We start from the raw sequence: 18,774 nt of genomic DNA, 5'->3' as shown, positions 1-18,774 counted from the left end.
AATCAGGGAGTTAACCTAGGCGTTAAAGTATTCATCAACTCAACTAAGGCTATTTTTTACATCTTACACCAAAAATCTTGATGATAAATATCACCAACAAACAAGGGGTGTCTGTCAAACCATCTAACATACCCTTCGTATATCCTATGAAGAGTAATCCTAAGCATAAAAAGTTGACAGAAATGAACCGTTATCAATATATTTCTCTAAAAAGCAGCACAACAGTTGAACTCTCAAAGAAGCCAGAAGATGGTCTGTTCCGTTTGTCATCTGGGAAAAGAGGAGTGTTAGCTTCCTTGGTTGTTAGCTTCCTTCTGTTATTTACCTCGGCTGCTATTGGACAAACAACTACTAACTTAACACTTTTCTATGGAGAAACAACTTTGCTCGAAGGACACTCAGGTGGGCTGAATGACTGGACAGTGGATCCTGTATCCTATAACACTTGCTTAGAGGGTGATACGCAAACAAAAACATTCAACACCACATGCTCTAGCGTTGGCAACTTTACTGTTACTGCACCTCACAGTAGCAGCAATAATACCCGCATTTGGAATATAACCGTACTACCAACCATAACCTTTAACCCCACGCGAACAGAGTTCTGCGAGGATGGTGACCCCTTCGTTATTGATGGTGGCACTGGTTCACCAGATGGGGGAGCATGGTATTTTTCGGGCGAGGGAGTTGTAAGCAATACTTTTTATCCTCTTTCAGTTGGCACCGGAACTTACCAAATAGAAGCCAGATACACCGTAACAACTGCCCAAGGAGATTTTTCAAACACAACAACCGTTACTTTTGAGGTACTAGATTCGCCAAACATATCACTACTTGACTTTAAAGACAATCAGTGTCAAAATGAGCCAGCGTATACCATTACTGCATACAATAATACTCTTGGAGCAAATGCTAACGGAGGCCAGTTCTTTGGCGCTGGGATTACTGACCATGGGAATGGAACCGCCACTTTTAACCCTTCTTCTGCGGGTTTGGGTACGCATACAATAACCTATAACTATACCGACCCAAACAGCTGCTACTACTCCACAACGCGGAGCACAAGAGTTGGAACCGAAATATCAATAAATGACCTGCCTAGCACTTTTTGCCTTAACGAACCTTCGGTAGTATTCACCTACTCAGAACCTGCCGGTTCGGTATCAGGTCTGGGAGTTACGGACAATGGGGATGGAACAGCTACATTCAACCCCATTACAGCTGGGGCTGGAGTACATACCGTAACCTACACCTATAACGATGGCGAATGTGACAATATCGTTACCCAAACGGTACAGGTTTTCAGCTTGCCCAATGTTAATTTCTCGGGGATAAGTAATAACCAAGAATTTTGTCGTGGACATAATGACATTACGCTAACAGGCAATCGGGCACCTAGTGGTTTCTTTACTGGCGATGCAATTCTTGACCACGGAAACGGCACAGCAACGCTTGAATTGTCCAATTTGTCGGCAGGTAGCTACAGCGTTACCTACCAATTCACATCGGCTGATGGATGCACATCGAGCATTACAAAAGTATTTGTAGTTAACCCCCTCCCTCTAGTTTTCAGCGTATCTGGCGGTGGAAGTCATTGTCCAGCCGACCCTGAAGGCGTACAGATTAAGCTTAGCAGTTCGGAGAATACTTTTGCCTACCAACTCTACAGAAACGCTGCGACCATAGCAGACACCAAAACGGGTGATGGTGGGGAAATTAGCTTTGAGAAGCAAACCAACGCTGGAACCTATACCGTTATTGCCACCAATCCAACAACAGGCTGCACTAGACAAATGAACAGCAGCGCAACAATATCAATACTTCCTGAAGTGGCAATAACTAAACAGCCCGAAAGCGCTACAATATGCGAAGATGGTTCTGTCACATTCAGCGTAGAAGTAACTGGAATAAACCCAATATACCAATGGTTTGTAGGGGGTGTTGATCTTGGAGTTGACAATAACGTGCTTATCGTAAACAGCGTATCGCTTGATAAAAACAACTCTGAGGTATACTGCATAGTTTCGAGCGATTGTGGCGACCCGATTGAGTCGAATAGAGTGAGGCTATACGTTGAGCCAAAGACGAGAATTACAAGCCATCCTCTGAGTGCTAACATTTGCTCTGGGCAGGGGACAACACTATCTGTAACTGCCGTTGGAAAAAACAGAACCTATCAGTGGTTCAAAGACAACAATAGCTTAGGCGCAGGAGCAACAGAATCGACATACAGCATCACCAACCTATTGAGTGCCGATGCCGGCACATACTACTGTGTGGTTACAGGCGATTGCGGAAATCCGGTTAAGAGTAACGATGCTGAACTGTTCATCGATGACCCGATTGTAATTACAGCGCAACCCACAAGTAAAACGGCCTGTGAGGGGAGCAACATCAATTTTACAACCAGTGCCACCGGAACAAGCCTAACCTACCAATGGTGGTTTAAGGAGGAAGGAGAAACTAATTTCGTGGTGGTGCCAGGCCCCGAGGGAACCTCAGCAAATATTGGGCTAAACTCAATTGATATTAGCGATGTTGGTGAGTACTACTGCGAAATCTCTAGCCCTTGTGGAGCCACCGAAACTACCAATACGGTTACACTAACCATACCCATTGAAACTTTAATAAACACCTTCCCCACCGATGATATTGTTGTATGCGAAAGCTCTAACGTTAACATAACCGTTGGTGCAGATGCCCACAACCCAACCTATAGTTGGTACAAGGTTGGAAGCGCTACGCCCCTTACAAACGACGGGATATACAGCGGAACCAATGGAAACACCTTAACAATTTCAAATATTACATCGGCACAAGCTGGTAGCTACTACGTGCTAGTTAGCGGCACCTGTGGAAGCGACCAGAGCAATGAGGTACGAGTTGTTATTAAGGAGCGTGTTACCACCAAGTTGGCTACACCTTCAAGCACATCAATCTGTTCTGACAATAATGCAACATTCTCATTAGTTATTGATGGCGACTACAGCAATGTGGTGTGGCAGGTTAAAGACGGAGCCAATTTTGTTGATGCTCCTGCGCCCAATAGCAATCTAACCTATACTACTAGCATTGCTGGTATTTACCGAGGTAAAATTGAGACACTGGGTTGTGGTATTTTCTACTCAAACGAGGTTGAACTCCTTGTAAAACAACCAATATCCATTACACCACTTGAGAATAAATCTGTATGTGATGGCACAGCCAACATAACATTCTCTGTAGAACCAACGGCAAATATAACTAGCTACATATGGGAAGAGAATGGAACTGTTATCGCTGGTGCCAACGGCCCATCATACACATTGCCCGTGGCAACATCGGCCCATAACGGTAACTCATACAGGGTAACCGCAAGCAATGGGTGCGATGTAATACAGTCGAGTAGCACCCTAACAGTGCTTGAGGGTATAACAATTACAGCCCCTCCCCAAAACCAAACAATTTGCGATGGTGGCAGCGTTGAGCTATCCGTTACGCACACCCCACTTACACCAACACCAACTTACGAGTGGTTTAAGGATAATTTATCGCAAGGCAATAACAACTCCGTTTTCACAGCCACAGAAGCTGGCACATACAAGGTAAGTATTACCAATTCGTGCGGAACGGTAACTAGTCAAGAGGCAATCATCACTGTTGACAATGACTTTACCATTACCAAACAACCCACCCCAAAAACTGTTTGCGAGGGCAGTGCGGTAACTTTCACCGTAGAAACTAGCAATACAGATGTAAGTTATCAGTGGCGGAAAAATGGGGCTAATATAGTTGGAGCAACCTCACCAACGTTAACCCTCACTAACGTTTCACAAGCCGATGAGGCTCTTTACAGTTGCTTGGTATCAAATAGTTGTAAGTCAACTACAACATCTAGCACACAACTTACCGTTGCCAGCAACACCATAAGTATTACCAAGCACCCAACCGATAAGGTGAAGTGCATAGGCGATAATTTTGTGCTTACCACCGAGGCAACGACACCATCTGGGTCGCTAACATATACTTGGTATAAAGAAGGTGAAGCAGCGCCTGTAAGTACAGGTCAATCTTTGGCCTTTAACAATTATCAGGCAAGCAATGCTGGCACTTACTACAGTATGGTAACCAATGGTTGTGCAACCGAAGCCACCAATAAGGCTGAGGTTTCGGAGGGAGAAGCAGCCAATCCAATCGATTTGGACGATATCACCCGATGCGTAGGGCAAGACGCAAACTTTGTGGTAGAATACAATCCCGACTTCACCTACCAATGGTTTAAGGATGGAATAGAGCTAACCGACTCCGATAGAATCATAGGATCTCAAACAAACTCACTATCTATTGAAAACATTATAGAGGGCGATGAAGATACCTATAGTTGCCAAGTTACAGGCACTTGCGGTGAACCCAAAACGGTTAGCGCGTTTCTAAATGTAAAATCGGCACCAATCATAACAGCCAATCCAGCCTCTAGAACCATTTGTAGTGGCACCGAAAGCGTTCAGTTTAGCGTAACGGTTACTGGTAATGACCCAGAAACCTATGATTACGAATGGCAGTTCAGAGAGGTGGAGACTGTGCCTTGGGGAGGGTTACCCGGAGGAATAGCCAACGATAACAGGATACTCACAATTAACAATCCTGATGCAGTTTCGCATAATGGTTTCTACCGGTGCGTTGTGTTGTCGGATTGTGGAAGCATAAACAGCACAGCTGCCCGGCTACAAGTTGAACCAACTGTTGTTGTTACCCCGCCCCCAACTACCGAAACCAGCAAAACAAGATGCGAGGGCAATAACACAACCTTTACGGTAAATGTTACAGGATCTGCAGATATGCAGCTGCAGTGGTACAAGAATGGGGTGGCACTAACCAATACGGCCCGCATTAATGGGGTAAACCTCGAAACCCTTTCTATAAACAACATTACCGTTGATGACGCAGGAGACTATACGTGCCAAATAACCAGCTCATGCGGAAACACCTCAACCACCATCTATACGCTAACCGTTCAGGAGCAAATAGTTATCACACAGCAACCCAAGGGTGGTTACTACTGCCCTGGTAGTTCAATGGGTGTTACTGTTGTTGCTAAGGGAACTGTACAATACCAATGGCAAGAATGGGATGGTACCGATTGGCAAAACATAACAGGAGCCAGCTCAAGCACATATACAGCAACTAGCGAGGGAAACTACCGTTGTCAACTAACAAATATATGCCAAGAGATTTATACGGATGCCGTTGAGGTTCTGGAGGCAGTTCTAACAACCGCATCAACCATAACCGTTAACCCTGCAAACCCAATTTGCGAAGGGCAAAACATAAGCCTAACGGTTGATGCTGAGGGCACAGGACACTCCATTCAGTGGTATAAGGGCGGAACAGCCCTAACCGACGGAACACGCATTGGTGGAAGCCAAACCAAAACACTCACAATTAACAATCCTATCCCGTCTGACAATGGGATTTACCAAGCTGAGGTAAATGGGCTATGTGGCAGCACCATTAACATATCCGAAACCCTGAGCATTCAGGAAAAAATAAAGATTTACGGACCAGCCTCCACCAGCGTTTTGGTTGGAGAGGATGTCTCCCTTTCCATAACAACTACGGGAACAGCAACAGGTTATCAGTGGTATCACATGCCCGAATCTGCAACTACTTGGAATGAGCTAGCTGGAGAGACCAACCCAACCCTAACCATTACCAATGCAAGCCACAGTGGCGCTGGTTCATACAAATGTGCTGTTTATGGTGATTTGTGCAGCGATACTGAGAGCAAGTCGGCAACACTAACCGTACTAACCGAGAGGCTAATTGAAACGCATCCCGAAACACCCAAGACCGTTTGCGAGGGTAACAGCTTTACGCTTAGCATAATCACACACAACCCTGTTGACTCGTACCAGTGGTTCCGCAACGACGAGACCATTGCAGGAGCCAACAGCCCATCGCTTACCATTAATCCTGCAAACACAGGTCACACGGGAGCATACACATGCTTGGTAGCTAAGGATGGAATTGAGGATAGAAGCTCAGCATCGATTGTTACAGTAAACCCAACTACCCAAATAACCGTTGGGCCAACTGGTGGAACAAAGTGCGAGGGTAATATGCATGTATTCTCTGTGGTTGCAAAAGGTACAAACCTAAGCTACAAATGGTTTAAAGATGATGGTGAGATTGTTGGTGAAATAAATGCCGAACTCATATTATCTAGCTTAAATATTGGTGATAGCGGAACCTATCGCTGCGAGGTTACAGGTGATTGTGGAGCAACACAACAGGCATCTGCATCGCTTGCTGTAAGCCAAAAGATGGTTGTAAATAATTACGACCCAATTATCACCGGTAGCAACCCGGCCTGCGAGGGCGAAACCATTACCCTTGAGTTTGATGTTACAGGTGATAACATCTCTTTTGAGTGGTTAAAAGATGGACTACCCATTACCGATGCTAATATATCTGGGAGAAACACCAACAAGCTACAAATCTCCAATGCTGTATCTACAAACATTGGCAATTACTCCTGTGTTGCAACTGGCACCTGTGGCAACAACACGTCATCGGTAGTTAGTAACGCTACAAATATTGAGGTAAACACCACAACAGTCATCACCACCAACCCCATAAGCCGAGCCAAGTGCGAGGGCGATAATGTATCCTTTACCGTACAAGCCAAGGGACATATTTTGGCTGATGGCTACACTTGGCACTTCAAGGAGGCAGGATCGGCAGTGGAAGTTGAGGCCACAACACTTTCTAATATCAGCATAACAAACAATACGGCTAATAACACCTCAACGCTAACTATATCAGCAATTATTAAGGCAGAGCACGAGGGCAGCTTTTGGGTGGAGGTAGATGGCAGCTGCAATCCCGATGCAGGGCAACCAGTAAGAAGTAATACCGCTGAACTAACTATAAATGGTTGGATTGATTTTACAGATCCAAATCCCGTTATCTCAACCAATCCTGTATGCGAGGGGGGTAGCACAACCATTACAATAGATGCCGTGGGCGATGGACGATCCTATCTGTGGAAACGAAATGGAGAAACTATTCCCGATACAGACACTGGCATATCAGGTAGAACATCTTCTCAACTTGAAATATCAAGCGCTCAGCTATCGTATGGTGGAGTTTACACTTGCACTGTATTTGGCCCTTGTGGGGCAGAAATAACAAGCAACGAGGCTTTACTTGTGGTGAACCCAATTGTAACCATTGTTTCGCAATCCACAGGAACATTTACCCGCTGCGAGGGCGGTGAGGTTGTATTTACCGTTGAGGCTACAGGCACAAACCCAACTTTCGCATGGAAGAAGGGTGGCGCATCGGGCACTAACATAAACGATTTACCTCTAACATCAGCTACGCTTTCCGTTACATCCCCAAGTCCCAACATTAGCAGATTAAGAATTACGGGTATCACCACCGATGAGGCTGGTAGCTACACCAGTATAGTTGAGGCCAATTGCGGTAGTGGGACAAGCACCGCAACATCATCTTCCATTATTCTTAATGTGAATAGCGGGGTTAGTATAACAAAACAACCTAACGATCCAGAGCCTATTGTTACCATTTGTCAGAATAGCGGAACTGAACTAGCCGTTGAGGCAGAAGGCACAATAACCAGCTACCGCTGGATGCGAAATGGAGAGTATCTTGAGAATAATGAGTTTTACTCTGGGGTAAATACTAGCATACTAAGTATAACTAGTGCAGAAACCATCCTTAGCGGTTACTACTCGTGCGAAATTGCTGGCTCCTGTAATACCAATGCTGTTATCTCCGCAAACGTGGAGATGGTTGTAAACCCCACTCCACAGATAACTCTGCAACCTGCCCATAGCAGCATTTTATGCGAGGATCAGAGCATTCAGCTGGTGGCATCGGCTACAGGGGTAGAACCCTTGCAGTACACCTGGTGGTTTATTGCCGAAGGTTCTGGAACTAGCATCGACCTAACAAACCTTCCTGCCGATACCGAGCTGGTTAATATTAGCAGTGCCGATAGTCCTGTCCTTTCCATCTCAACCATAAAGTCAAAGAACGAGGGTGCATACTATATGGAAGTTGTTGGTGGTGAAACCTCATCGTGCGGCACAACTATCAGCAACACCGCTAGCGTAACCGTTAATCCTAGCATAAGCATAACCAGCAACCCAACTAGCAGTAGGGTTTGCGAGGGCACAACAGCCACATTTACTGTTAATGCAACTGGTACGGGGGAACTAGCCTACCAATGGATTTACAACAACTCCGTTGTGATTAACAACAACGGCACCTATACAGGAGCAAACAGCAACCAGCTAACCGTATCATCTGCCTCAAAGGAACATGAAGGGCAGTACACGTGCATTATTACCAGCAGTTGCAATGAGGTTGAGACCTACCCCGTAACACTCTCAGTTACTACAAACACAACTATTACAGCAAATCCATTGGATCAAACGGTACTTGTTGGCAATTCGGCTAGCTTTAATGTTGCTGCTAGTGGCTCGCACAATCCGTTAACCTACCAATGGCAAAAGTATAACGATGCAACTAACAGCTACGAGGATGTACCCGGCGCAGAATCTACCACTTACATTATCGGCACAGTTAGCATTGATGATGCAGGCAGATATCGTTGTGCTGTTACAGGCGATTGTGGAGTTAAGTACTCCAACCCAGCCGTTCTAACCATTAACCAGCCTGTTTCAATTACTGATCACCCACAAGATCTACCACCACTTTGTGTTGGCGATGCGGCCAACTTCTCAGTTACAGCCACAGGTACAGTACTTAATTATCAATGGCAGTTTAGGGGTACGGGTGTATGGGAAACCCTAACCGATGGCAATGGCATATCAGGAGCCAACTCGTCTCACCTAACTATAGCATCTACTACAACGGATAATAACGGACTATACCGCTGCGTTGTTACCGGTCCAACAAGCAGTGTAACCACCAATAGCAATACGGCAACACTTATTGTTAACGATGCGGTAACTATTACCAACGAGCCAGAGTCGCAAAGCAAATGCTCTGGCGACAACCTTGTTCTTGAGGTTGAGGCAATAGGAATTGGCCTGGACTACATTTGGCATAAAAACAACGCGCCCCTTACTGACGATGGAAGAATTACTGGCACAGAAACAAATCGATTGGTTATTTACAACATTACATCTGACGATGCTGGCGATTACCACTGCGTAGTTACCAATAGCTGCGACAGCAAGGAGAGCAATGTGGCCATAATAAGTATTAACCCAACTGTTAAGGTTACAATCCCCGCTGACGAATCGCTAATCAAGGAGCGATGCGTAGGACAAACCGTAACCTTCTCGGTGGAATCGAACGTGGCTAACGTAAGTTACCAGTGGCACAAGGGGAACACCCCTCTTGGCAACGGAACACAGCCTAATGGTGCCACCACCGTTTCGGGAGCTAACTCACCCAACTTAACCATATCGAGCCTACAGCTTGAGGATGCAGGTAACTACTACTGCCGCGTAACCGATGGTTGTACTAGCGCCAACAGTACCTACGCCAAGTTGGAGCTGCGGAGTGAAACTCCTATAGAACTCGAACCCCAAGACATCGCCGTTTGCGAGGGTAACGCTGCATTCTTCGAGGTTAAGGCTACGGCAACAGGAACAGACCTAACCTACAGTTGGTATAAGGATAATAGCGCAACACCCCTTGAGAATATCGATGGAAAAATCACAGGGGCCAATGGCAATGTGCTATCCATTTCCAATGTATCTGCCGATGATGCAGGTAGCTATCATTGCGTAATTACTGGTGGATGTAGCATTGAGAGCACAAGCCCTGCTGAACTTTCTGTAAACGAGCTACCCGTTACAGCTGGTGCAATAACAGGTTCAATATCGGTATGCCAAGGTGCAACCAACGTACATTACACAGTACCTCAAATTGCCCACGCAACAACCTATGTTTGGGAATTGCCCTATGGAGCAACCATTGCAAGCGGTACTGGAACAAACTCCATACAGGTAAACTTCTCAAACATATCAACATCAGGCTCAATAACAGTACACGGGGTAAATGGCTGTGGCATTGGAGCGAAATCAGATCCCTTGCCTATCACAGTTAACCCAACACCTTACGCATATGCCGGAAGCAATCAGCGGGAGTGCTCTAGCACCTTTACCCTTGAGGCAAACGAGGCAATAGGAGGAGTTTGGAGCATTATTACCGGTGATGCGGTATTTGAGCCAGGGCATAAGGATATCCATAACCCAACCATAACTGATGTGCTTTCAGGGACAAATACTTTCCGTTGGACAGTAACTCAAAATGGCTGTACGGCATTTGACGAAGTGACCATCACAAATCTTCAGGTTGATGTAGATGCTGGTGATGATCAAACCATTTGCTCAACGGAGGTGCTGCTTGAAGCAGTAGCGCCCATTGAGGGCGCTTCATGGCGAGTAGTACCCAACCAAGGCCAAGGAGCTATTGAAGACCCATACTCCCCCACAACTATTGTCACAAACTTAAGCCAAGGTGTAAATGTTTTTGAGTGGCGCGTAAATAATGATAACTGCATTTCGTCCGATAGGGTTTACATTACTAATAACCGCCCCCTCCCTCCGTATGCAGGCCAGGATGATGCTGTTGCTAGTGATGAGTACACTCTGCAAGCAAGTGCGCCCGAGGATGGGACAATAGGGTCTTGGGAAATAATAAGTGGCGGGGGTACTTTTGATAATGCAAACAACCCCGAAACCACCATAAGAAACCTGATGCCGGGTGCTAATATTCTTCAATGGACGGTTAGCCGAGGAAGTTGCTCCCTTTCCGATCAGGTTATTATTGAAAACATTATGCTGGAACCCGCCGATGCTGGAGAAGATCAAACCCTTTGCATAAACTATACTTCGCTAAATGCTAAGGCTCCAATTGTTGGAGTGGGCGAATGGACAGTGATATCGGGCGGAGGAGTATTTGATGATAGAAATAATCCAAATACAAGAGTAACAAACCTAGCTCAAGGTGAGAATGTGCTGCGCTGGACAGTTCGTATATCGGCCGAAGGCGTTAGCTACGACGAAGTAACAATTATTAACCATATGCCCACCATAGCTAATGCTGGTGCCGATAGAGCTCTATGCACCAACGAGGTACAACTATCAGCAAATGCTGCTGCTTACGGCACATCAACTTGGACCCGCATAAGTGGATCGGCAACAATAGCCGACATAAACGACCCTACCACACAAGTAACCAACCTATCGCCGGGCGTTAATGAGTTTAAGTGGACTATAGACAATAACGGCTGTGTCTCGACCGATTTTGTAATAATATCAAACGACACCCCAACAGTTGCCAACGCAGGAGAAGATCAAACAATTTGCACAAGTTCAACCGAACTACTGCCAAACTCACCAACCTTTGGGACTGGGTCATGGAGCATCGAAAGTGGTAGCGGTTTCTTCGAGGGAAATATCGTATCGAACCTTGGCCCCGACGATAATGTATTCGTTTACACCATAACCAATGGACAATGCAAATCCATCGACAAGGTTACAATAACCAACCACAAGCCCACTACTCCTAATGCTGGTTACGATTTGAACATTTGTGTTGATAACGTTGTGCTGGATGCAAACCCAGTATTGCAAGGAGTTGGATCATGGAGTCGCATAAGCGGATCGGGCGATATTGCAGATATCACGAATCCCAAAACGGGGGTAACAAACCTTTCATATGGAATGAATATTTTCCGATGGACCATTGAAAAGGAAGGCTGCTCCGAATTCGACGAGGTGATAGTTTCGAATAATTACATTGAGGCATTTGCAGGTTCCGACGAAACCCTTTGCGAAAGCACATACCAGCTTATGGCAGCAAACCCCGAGCCCGGGATTGGCACCTGGAGCATACTTGAGGCTAGCTCAGCTTCGTTCGATGATAGAAACGCACCCAACGCGGTGGTAACAAACCTCTCAAAAGGATCGAATAAATTCCGCTGGACAGTTGACAACAAGGGGTGCATTGCCACTGCCGATGTAACCATTACCAACAGCATGCCCACCACAGCCTTGGCTGGTGAAGATCAATCGGTATGCGCCAAGGAGGCCAACCTATTTGCCAATGCACCCAGCTACGGCAAGGGCGTATGGTCGGCAATGAGTGGATCGGCCTATTTTGATGACCCCGAGGATCCGAAAACAAGGATTCGCAACCTAGTTGAGGGCGATAATGTGTTACGTTGGACCATAACAGAAGGAATATGCTCCTCCTTCGACGACGTACTGATTACTCGAAATCTACCCGAGGAGGTTTTTGCAGGTAACGATCAGGTAGTTTGTTCAAATGAGGTAACCCTGGCTGCTAGCCCTGCTAGCATAGGCACCGGAAGATGGGAGATTGTGTCGGGGCAAGGGGCAGGTGTCTTTGAGGACAGGTATAAACATAACACCAAGGTTACCAACCTTGGGCAAGGCGATAACGTTTTCCGCTGGACAGTATCAAGTGGCGATTGTCATGTCTCCGACGAGGTAATCATCCGCAGCAGCATTCCATCCACCGCATTTGCTGGTGCCGACCAAACCCTGTGTAGCGACAACACAATGCTTAATGCAAACAGCGCAAACGATGAGATTGAGACCGGATCATGGCAACTAATTAGCGGCTCGGCTGAGTTCGAAAACCCCAACTCACCCACATCTCGCGCCATCAATATCCGACGGGGCGAAAACGTAATTGCATGGGTAATCGACAGGGATGGTTGTCAATCAATTTCAGAACTCAAACTTATCAACAATAGCCCGAGCCAACCCATAATAAATAGCGTTGGAGATAATAACCAGATTTGCGCCGACTCGGTTACCCTTTTTGCCCAGAACCCAGCAATTGGAACCGGATACTGGAGCACTCCAAGCAACGATGCGGTTATACTTAACCCCGAGCAAAACCAAACCAAGGTTATAAACCTGAAATTTGGCACCAACACATTTAGGTGGACAACAACCCATATGAACTGTTCATTATTCAGCGATATTATTGTAACCAACAACCTAATGTACGTTAACGCAGGTAAAGACACTACGGTGAACGACCCAACAGTTCAACTTATTGGTAATGTCCCCAATCCTGGGACTGGTTATTGGGAAACAGTTGCGGCCAACCCCGAAACCGAAATAGAAACACCAGACAACTTCTCGACCTTTGTTCACCATCTTGGCGCAGGAGCAAACGTATTTAGATGGAATATTGACTACAAAGGCTGTATTGCATCCGATGAGATTACGGTAAACTACATTGTATGGCCCGAGGTGGACTTCGAAGCGTCAACCTATAGTGGCTGTCCACCGCTTGAAATCCGCTTTACCAACAAAACCATAGGGCAAGGTGCACCTTACACCTGGGTATTGGGCGACGACAGTTCACCCGTAGTGCAGCAACAGGTAGCACCTTTAGCGCACACCTACCACACACCGGGAGTATATAAAGTAACACTAACCGCAACCGCCCCTGGAACCAATAATACGGTAACCGAAGAAAAAACAATTACTATACATCCATCACCTACTGCCAGCTTTGAGATTGCACCCGAGGTGGTGTACATTCCGGGGCAAACCGTAAGCGGATACAACTACTCCAGAAATATTGTTACCAGTATTTGGGACTTTGGCGATGGAAAAGATTTGGTTGAAGCATTTGCCCCTATTTATGAGTATAGCGATACTGGAAAATTCAACATTACCCTAAGGGTAATAAACCAGTATGATTGCGAGGATACCCACACCATCTTTGATGCAGTTCATGTGGTTAAACGTAGCAGATTCTTCTTCCCCGATGCCTTCACCCCTAACCCTTACGGAGGTTCTGGTGGTACATACAGCGTCACAGATAGGTTAAACAATGTATTTTATCCCATACTCGCAGATGGTGAAATACTTGACTATGAACTAAAGGTCTTCAACAGAGCCGGAGTGATGGTGTTTTTATCTAATGATATTAACATAGGTTGGGATGGATACTACAAAGGAAAGTTACTCCCTCAAGGAGTTTATGTATACTACATCACAGGGAAGTACAACAACGGGGAACCCTTTAGGGAGGTTGGCAATGTACTGTTAATTGCTAAAGAATACTAGCCATGAAAAGGACAATACTACATATACTTATACTCGCCATTGGGTACACTGCGACAGCACAGAATGCTCATTTCTCGCAGTTCTACTCCAACCCACTCTACCTTGCCCCTTCGTTTGCCGGTAGTGCAGAAACAAGCCGTTTCATCACAAATTTCAGAGAGCAATGGTCAAAGCTACCCGGCAATTTCACAAGCTACTCCTTCTCGGTCGATCATTTGTTCGAGAAGTACAATAGCGGAATGGGTCTTATGTTTTTCTCCGATCAAGCCGGAGGCGGTAAAGTTGTAACAACCAATATAGGCTACCTTTACTCATACAAGCTAAAGGTTACCCCTAATTTTTACCTTCAGCCCGGGATTTCGGCATACTACTACAGCCGTAGCGTAAACCATCAGTCGCTTAGCTTCGCCGATCAGTTCTTTAATGGCGAATTTATTGGCACCACCTCAGAAGTTCTCCCCCCCGACAGGGTTCAGCATGCCGACTTTGCCTTCTCGGTAATGGGCTACACCGAAAATATTTGGGGGGGATTCAACCTAAACCACCTCATGTCGTTATCGCCTGTTTTGAGCCAAGACTTTAAATATCCCGATCTGTTCTTCTCAATTTTTGGCGGGGTTAAACTCACCACCAAACGAACTGTACAAAACAGAAACAACGAAACGCTACACCTAGCTTTCAACCTACGTAACCAAGCAAAAGTAAATCAGCTGGATATCGGAGGTTATTACTTCAGAAAACCGCTGTACTTAGGCATATGGTACAGAGGTCTTCCCATTGGGAATGTATATAATAATAGCGATGCCCTAATATTCCTTCTGGGTGTTAAATACAACCAGCTAGTATTCAATTATAGCTACGATATGTCCCTTGGGAGTTTAATATCAACAACTGGTGGAAGTCATGAAATTAGCATTATTTACCATCTAAGTTTTAAAGAAGGGAACGAACAAAGAAGAAAGTACCGTAAGATACCCTGCCCTACATTTTTTTAAAAAAGATATACTACCAACTAAAGGAGATAGCATTTATGCAATGATTAGGCCAGCGGTTTAAAGCCCTAATAAAACTGTCTTGGGGCTTAAAACCAAACTGGTTTCCCACTTATATTACGATTGTACTAACCTTTCTTCATTCCACATCAACTATCCTCTCCAATTTCGGCACAGACCTTCCTTTGGAGTAAAATGCTGAACTTTCTTAAAAACCTGATTTTCATCAATACTGACAAACATCATTTTACGTAAAGTATTGGAAAAGTAACTTCGCAAGCATATTTACTGAATCTATATCCATATTAAAATATACTACTATGCAAAAGATTAGTAAGCATCCAATCCTCGACGTGCCAAATCCCGAGAAGGTTAAATTTAGTTTCCAAGGGCAGGTAGTTGAAGGCGAAAAGGGGTTCACCATCGCAGCGGCATTACATCAGGCTGGTTTCCCTGTGCACAGCCACAGCCTCGACAATCGCGAGCGAAGCCTTGAATGTGGAATTGGCAAGTGTGGCGCCTGCGAGATGCTGGTTGATGGGCAGATTAAGCGAATTTGCATCACCACGGTTGACGACGTGAAGGAGGTTGCCGAAATCCCAACCGAGCACGCGCCATCGGTTAACGCCCCCGACAAGAAAAAATCGACCAAGGTATACAAAACCACCGTTGCAATAATTGGTGCTGGCCCTGCTGGTCTGGCCACTCGCGAAGTGCTACTTGAGCATGGTGTAGAAAATATTGTGATAGATAATAACTCAACCATTGGTGGCCAGTTCAATATGCAAACGCACCAGTTCTTCTTTTTTGAAAAGGAGAAGAAGTTTGGCGGAATGCGTGGATTTGATATCGCAAGTACCCTTGCAGGTGACAACCACGATGGGATATTCCTCGACAGCACTGTTTGGGATATACTGGAGGGGAAACGTATTGCGGTGAAAAATATCAAAACCGACGAGATTTACTACGTAGAGGCTGACCATATGGTAGTTGCAACAGGTGCAGTGCCCTTTATGCCTACCTTCGAGAACGACGATGTACCTGGGGTTTACACTGCTGCCGTGGTTCAAAAGATGATGAACCAGGAGTTCACCCTACTAGGCAAGAACGTACTTACCGTAGGCGCCGGGAATATTGGATACCTAACCAGCTACCAGCTTATGCAAGCCGGTGCAAATGTGAAGGCTATTGTTGAGGCCATGCCCCGGGAGGGTGGTTTCCCAGTTCAGGCCAACCGTGTTAGGCGCTTAGGAATCCCCGTTATGCTGGGTAAAATCCTAATTAAAGCCCTACCCAACGAGGATAGAACTGGTGTAATTGGCGCAGTGGTGGCCGATTGCGAAAACTTTAAGGCTATTCCTGGAACAGAGCAGGTAATTGAAGGAATTGATGCCATTAATATTTGTACTGGATTGGTACCCGACGACCAGCTACTGATTAAGGGTAACGAAATATTTGGACGCTTCTGCTATGGTGCTGGCGATGCCATTCGAATTGGAGAGGGAACCAGCGCCGTGCTTCGTGGCAAGCAGGTGGCTTATGATATTTTGCAGGAAATGGGTGAACGTTATAACTACGACACGTTCCTGTCCGTTAGTAAGGAGTACATCGACAGCCAGCAACACCCCGTAAGGGTTATCGAGGAGCCATTCCTGCCAACCAACGAGCGCAGGGAGAAGAAACCCTTTGTTCAGATAGACTGTCTGTACGGATTTGCCTGCAATCCCTGCGAGTTTGCTTGTCCACATGGAGCTATTACCAAAACATCCACCAGCACAGTGCCTCATATCGATTTCGACAAGTGTATAGGCTGTATGGACTGCGTTTACCAGTGCCCCGGCCTTGCCATCTTTGGATATCACTACGGAAAAGATTGGCTATTCCTGCCCATTGAGTACGAGGCGGCTGAAGGTAGCGAGGTATTCCTGGTTGACAATAACGGCCAAAAGGTGGGCGAAGGGGTTATCGAAAAAATCCTCAGAAAACCCAACAAAACCAATATTGCCAGGGTGAAAAGCAAAGACGTGCATAAGGACGAGCTGCTTAAGGTAAGAGGATTTATTGTTAAAGATAAGTTCCCCACACCAGTACAAATAAAACCCATTGAGTATAAGCCTGAGGTGAAAACATACGTTTGCCATTGCGACGACGTAAGCCTCGACGAAGTGATTGAAACCATAGGAAACCGTAAGTTTATTTCGGTTGATGAGGTTAAGCACACCACCCGACTGGGCATGGGAGCATGCCGTGGCAAGCGATGCATAAAACGCCTGAAAACGGCGCTTATCCCCAAGGGTATTCAAATTGTGGGCGATGCAACCCCACGCGGCCCGTTAAGCAATCAGGTGAGCATTGGCGAACTCTACCCAAAGGATGTGCCCGAAACCTACGTAACTGGAATAAACGGCAAGAAGAATCGAGTGGAAAAGGTTAAAACCCTAGTGGCTGGTGGAGGAATTGGAGGTAGCGCGCTATTCCGCTATATGGCCGAGGCTGGCCTTAACCCCGTGCTCCTAAACTACGGAAGGGGTGCTAGCTGGCGTAACATTGCCGGTGGCCGAACAGCTTTCTCGCTGCCCGAAATATCACAGATTGCAGCCGAAAACCACCAGATATTTAAGGATCTACAACAGGTTAGCAATATCGACTATCGCACCATTAACTACGTGAGCTTTGCCCACGACGAGGCCACCTACAAAGCGCTTGACGCCTCACGCGCCTGGAGTGAAGCCCGAATGGTTGAGCCCAAAGATTTCCGAAAGGAAATATCGCCCTACTTCAACCCCGCAATCGACACCTACCAAGCTGCACTTATTACCAGCAACTGCTGGCAAGCCACACCCGGCAAAGTGGTTGACTTGCTTCGCAAAATTGGAATAGAGAAGGGCGGAACCGTTAAGGAGGATTGCGAGCTCATTAACGTTCACCGCAATGGCGATGGTTACGTTGCCCTAGTGCGCGACCACGACAAAACATACATCGAGTACCACGCCGAGAACTTTGTGAATGCACTGGGGCCAACAGGCGATAAATTCTCGCGCCAGCTAGGAATAAACACAGGTATTTACCCTGTAAAGCACCAAGCTTTCATTACCCGCCGCCTACCCTGGATGGGTGTTAACAACACTCCGCTACCAATGCTTATCGATAGGCGAAACTACAAAGGATTTGTGGCTGTATATGGACAGCAGCTGGCAGAAACAGGGCAAATAATTGGCTGCGCCTCACCAGCAGTGGATCCAAGGGAGACAGATAAGAACCTGAAAATAAACTCGCAGGACTTTCTGGAGATTGCTTCAGAAGTATTTGCCAACTGGATCCCCGAACTTAGCTCGGTGGGGTACCAGGCCGTTTGGGCAGGATACTACGTTGAGCCACGAATGTTTATCGATCCAGAGCACGGTCTATTCACAGGCCTTCGGGGCCAAGGCTTCATGCTGGGCATGGGGCTAGCACGTATGTATGTAGATGCCATGCTGGGCAAACCAGTTCCAGAATACTTTAGCCGCCTAAGCCTAAGTGGCGATGGGTTGCCCGAAAAGGCTTTCAAGTAGAGTGCCTTATTGCAAAAAAAAATCAACGAGGGTGTCCAAAAACGGATTCCCTCTTTTTTGTTCAACAAAACACTGATTGTCAGTAAAATAGTTGTGGAATAATTTGGCTATATGCTTGATGTTTAG

At 46.1% G+C, this 18,774-nt stretch carries 3 protein-coding genes; all 3 read left to right on the top strand.

Annotated elements, in window-relative coordinates; genetic code table 11:
- Nucleotides 1–182 precede the first annotated feature (182 nt).
- Nucleotides 183–14,102, top strand: coding sequence for an immunoglobulin domain-containing protein (locus G8O23_RS10775; protein ID WP_166364680.1), 13,920 nt, complete (start codon nt 183–185; stop codon nt 14,100–14,102).
- A 2-nt stretch (nt 14,103–14,104) separates the two neighbouring features.
- Entirely contained in the window at nt 14,105–15,097 is a 993-nt protein-coding gene (locus tag G8O23_RS10770) for a PorP/SprF family type IX secretion system membrane protein (RefSeq protein ID WP_166364679.1), read from the top strand.
- Between the two features lie 317 nt (nt 15,098–15,414).
- Entirely contained in the window at nt 15,415–18,648 is a 3,234-nt protein-coding gene (locus G8O23_RS10765) for an FAD-dependent oxidoreductase (RefSeq protein WP_166364677.1), read from the top strand.
- The last annotated feature ends 126 nt before the right edge of the window (nt 18,649–18,774 follow it).

This window comes from Perlabentimonas gracilis (assembly GCF_011174675.1).
GTDB classification, from domain to species: domain Bacteria; phylum Bacteroidota; class Bacteroidia; order Bacteroidales; family Tenuifilaceae; genus Perlabentimonas; species Perlabentimonas gracilis.
This window is presented reverse-complemented; position numbering and strand designations above follow the sequence as displayed.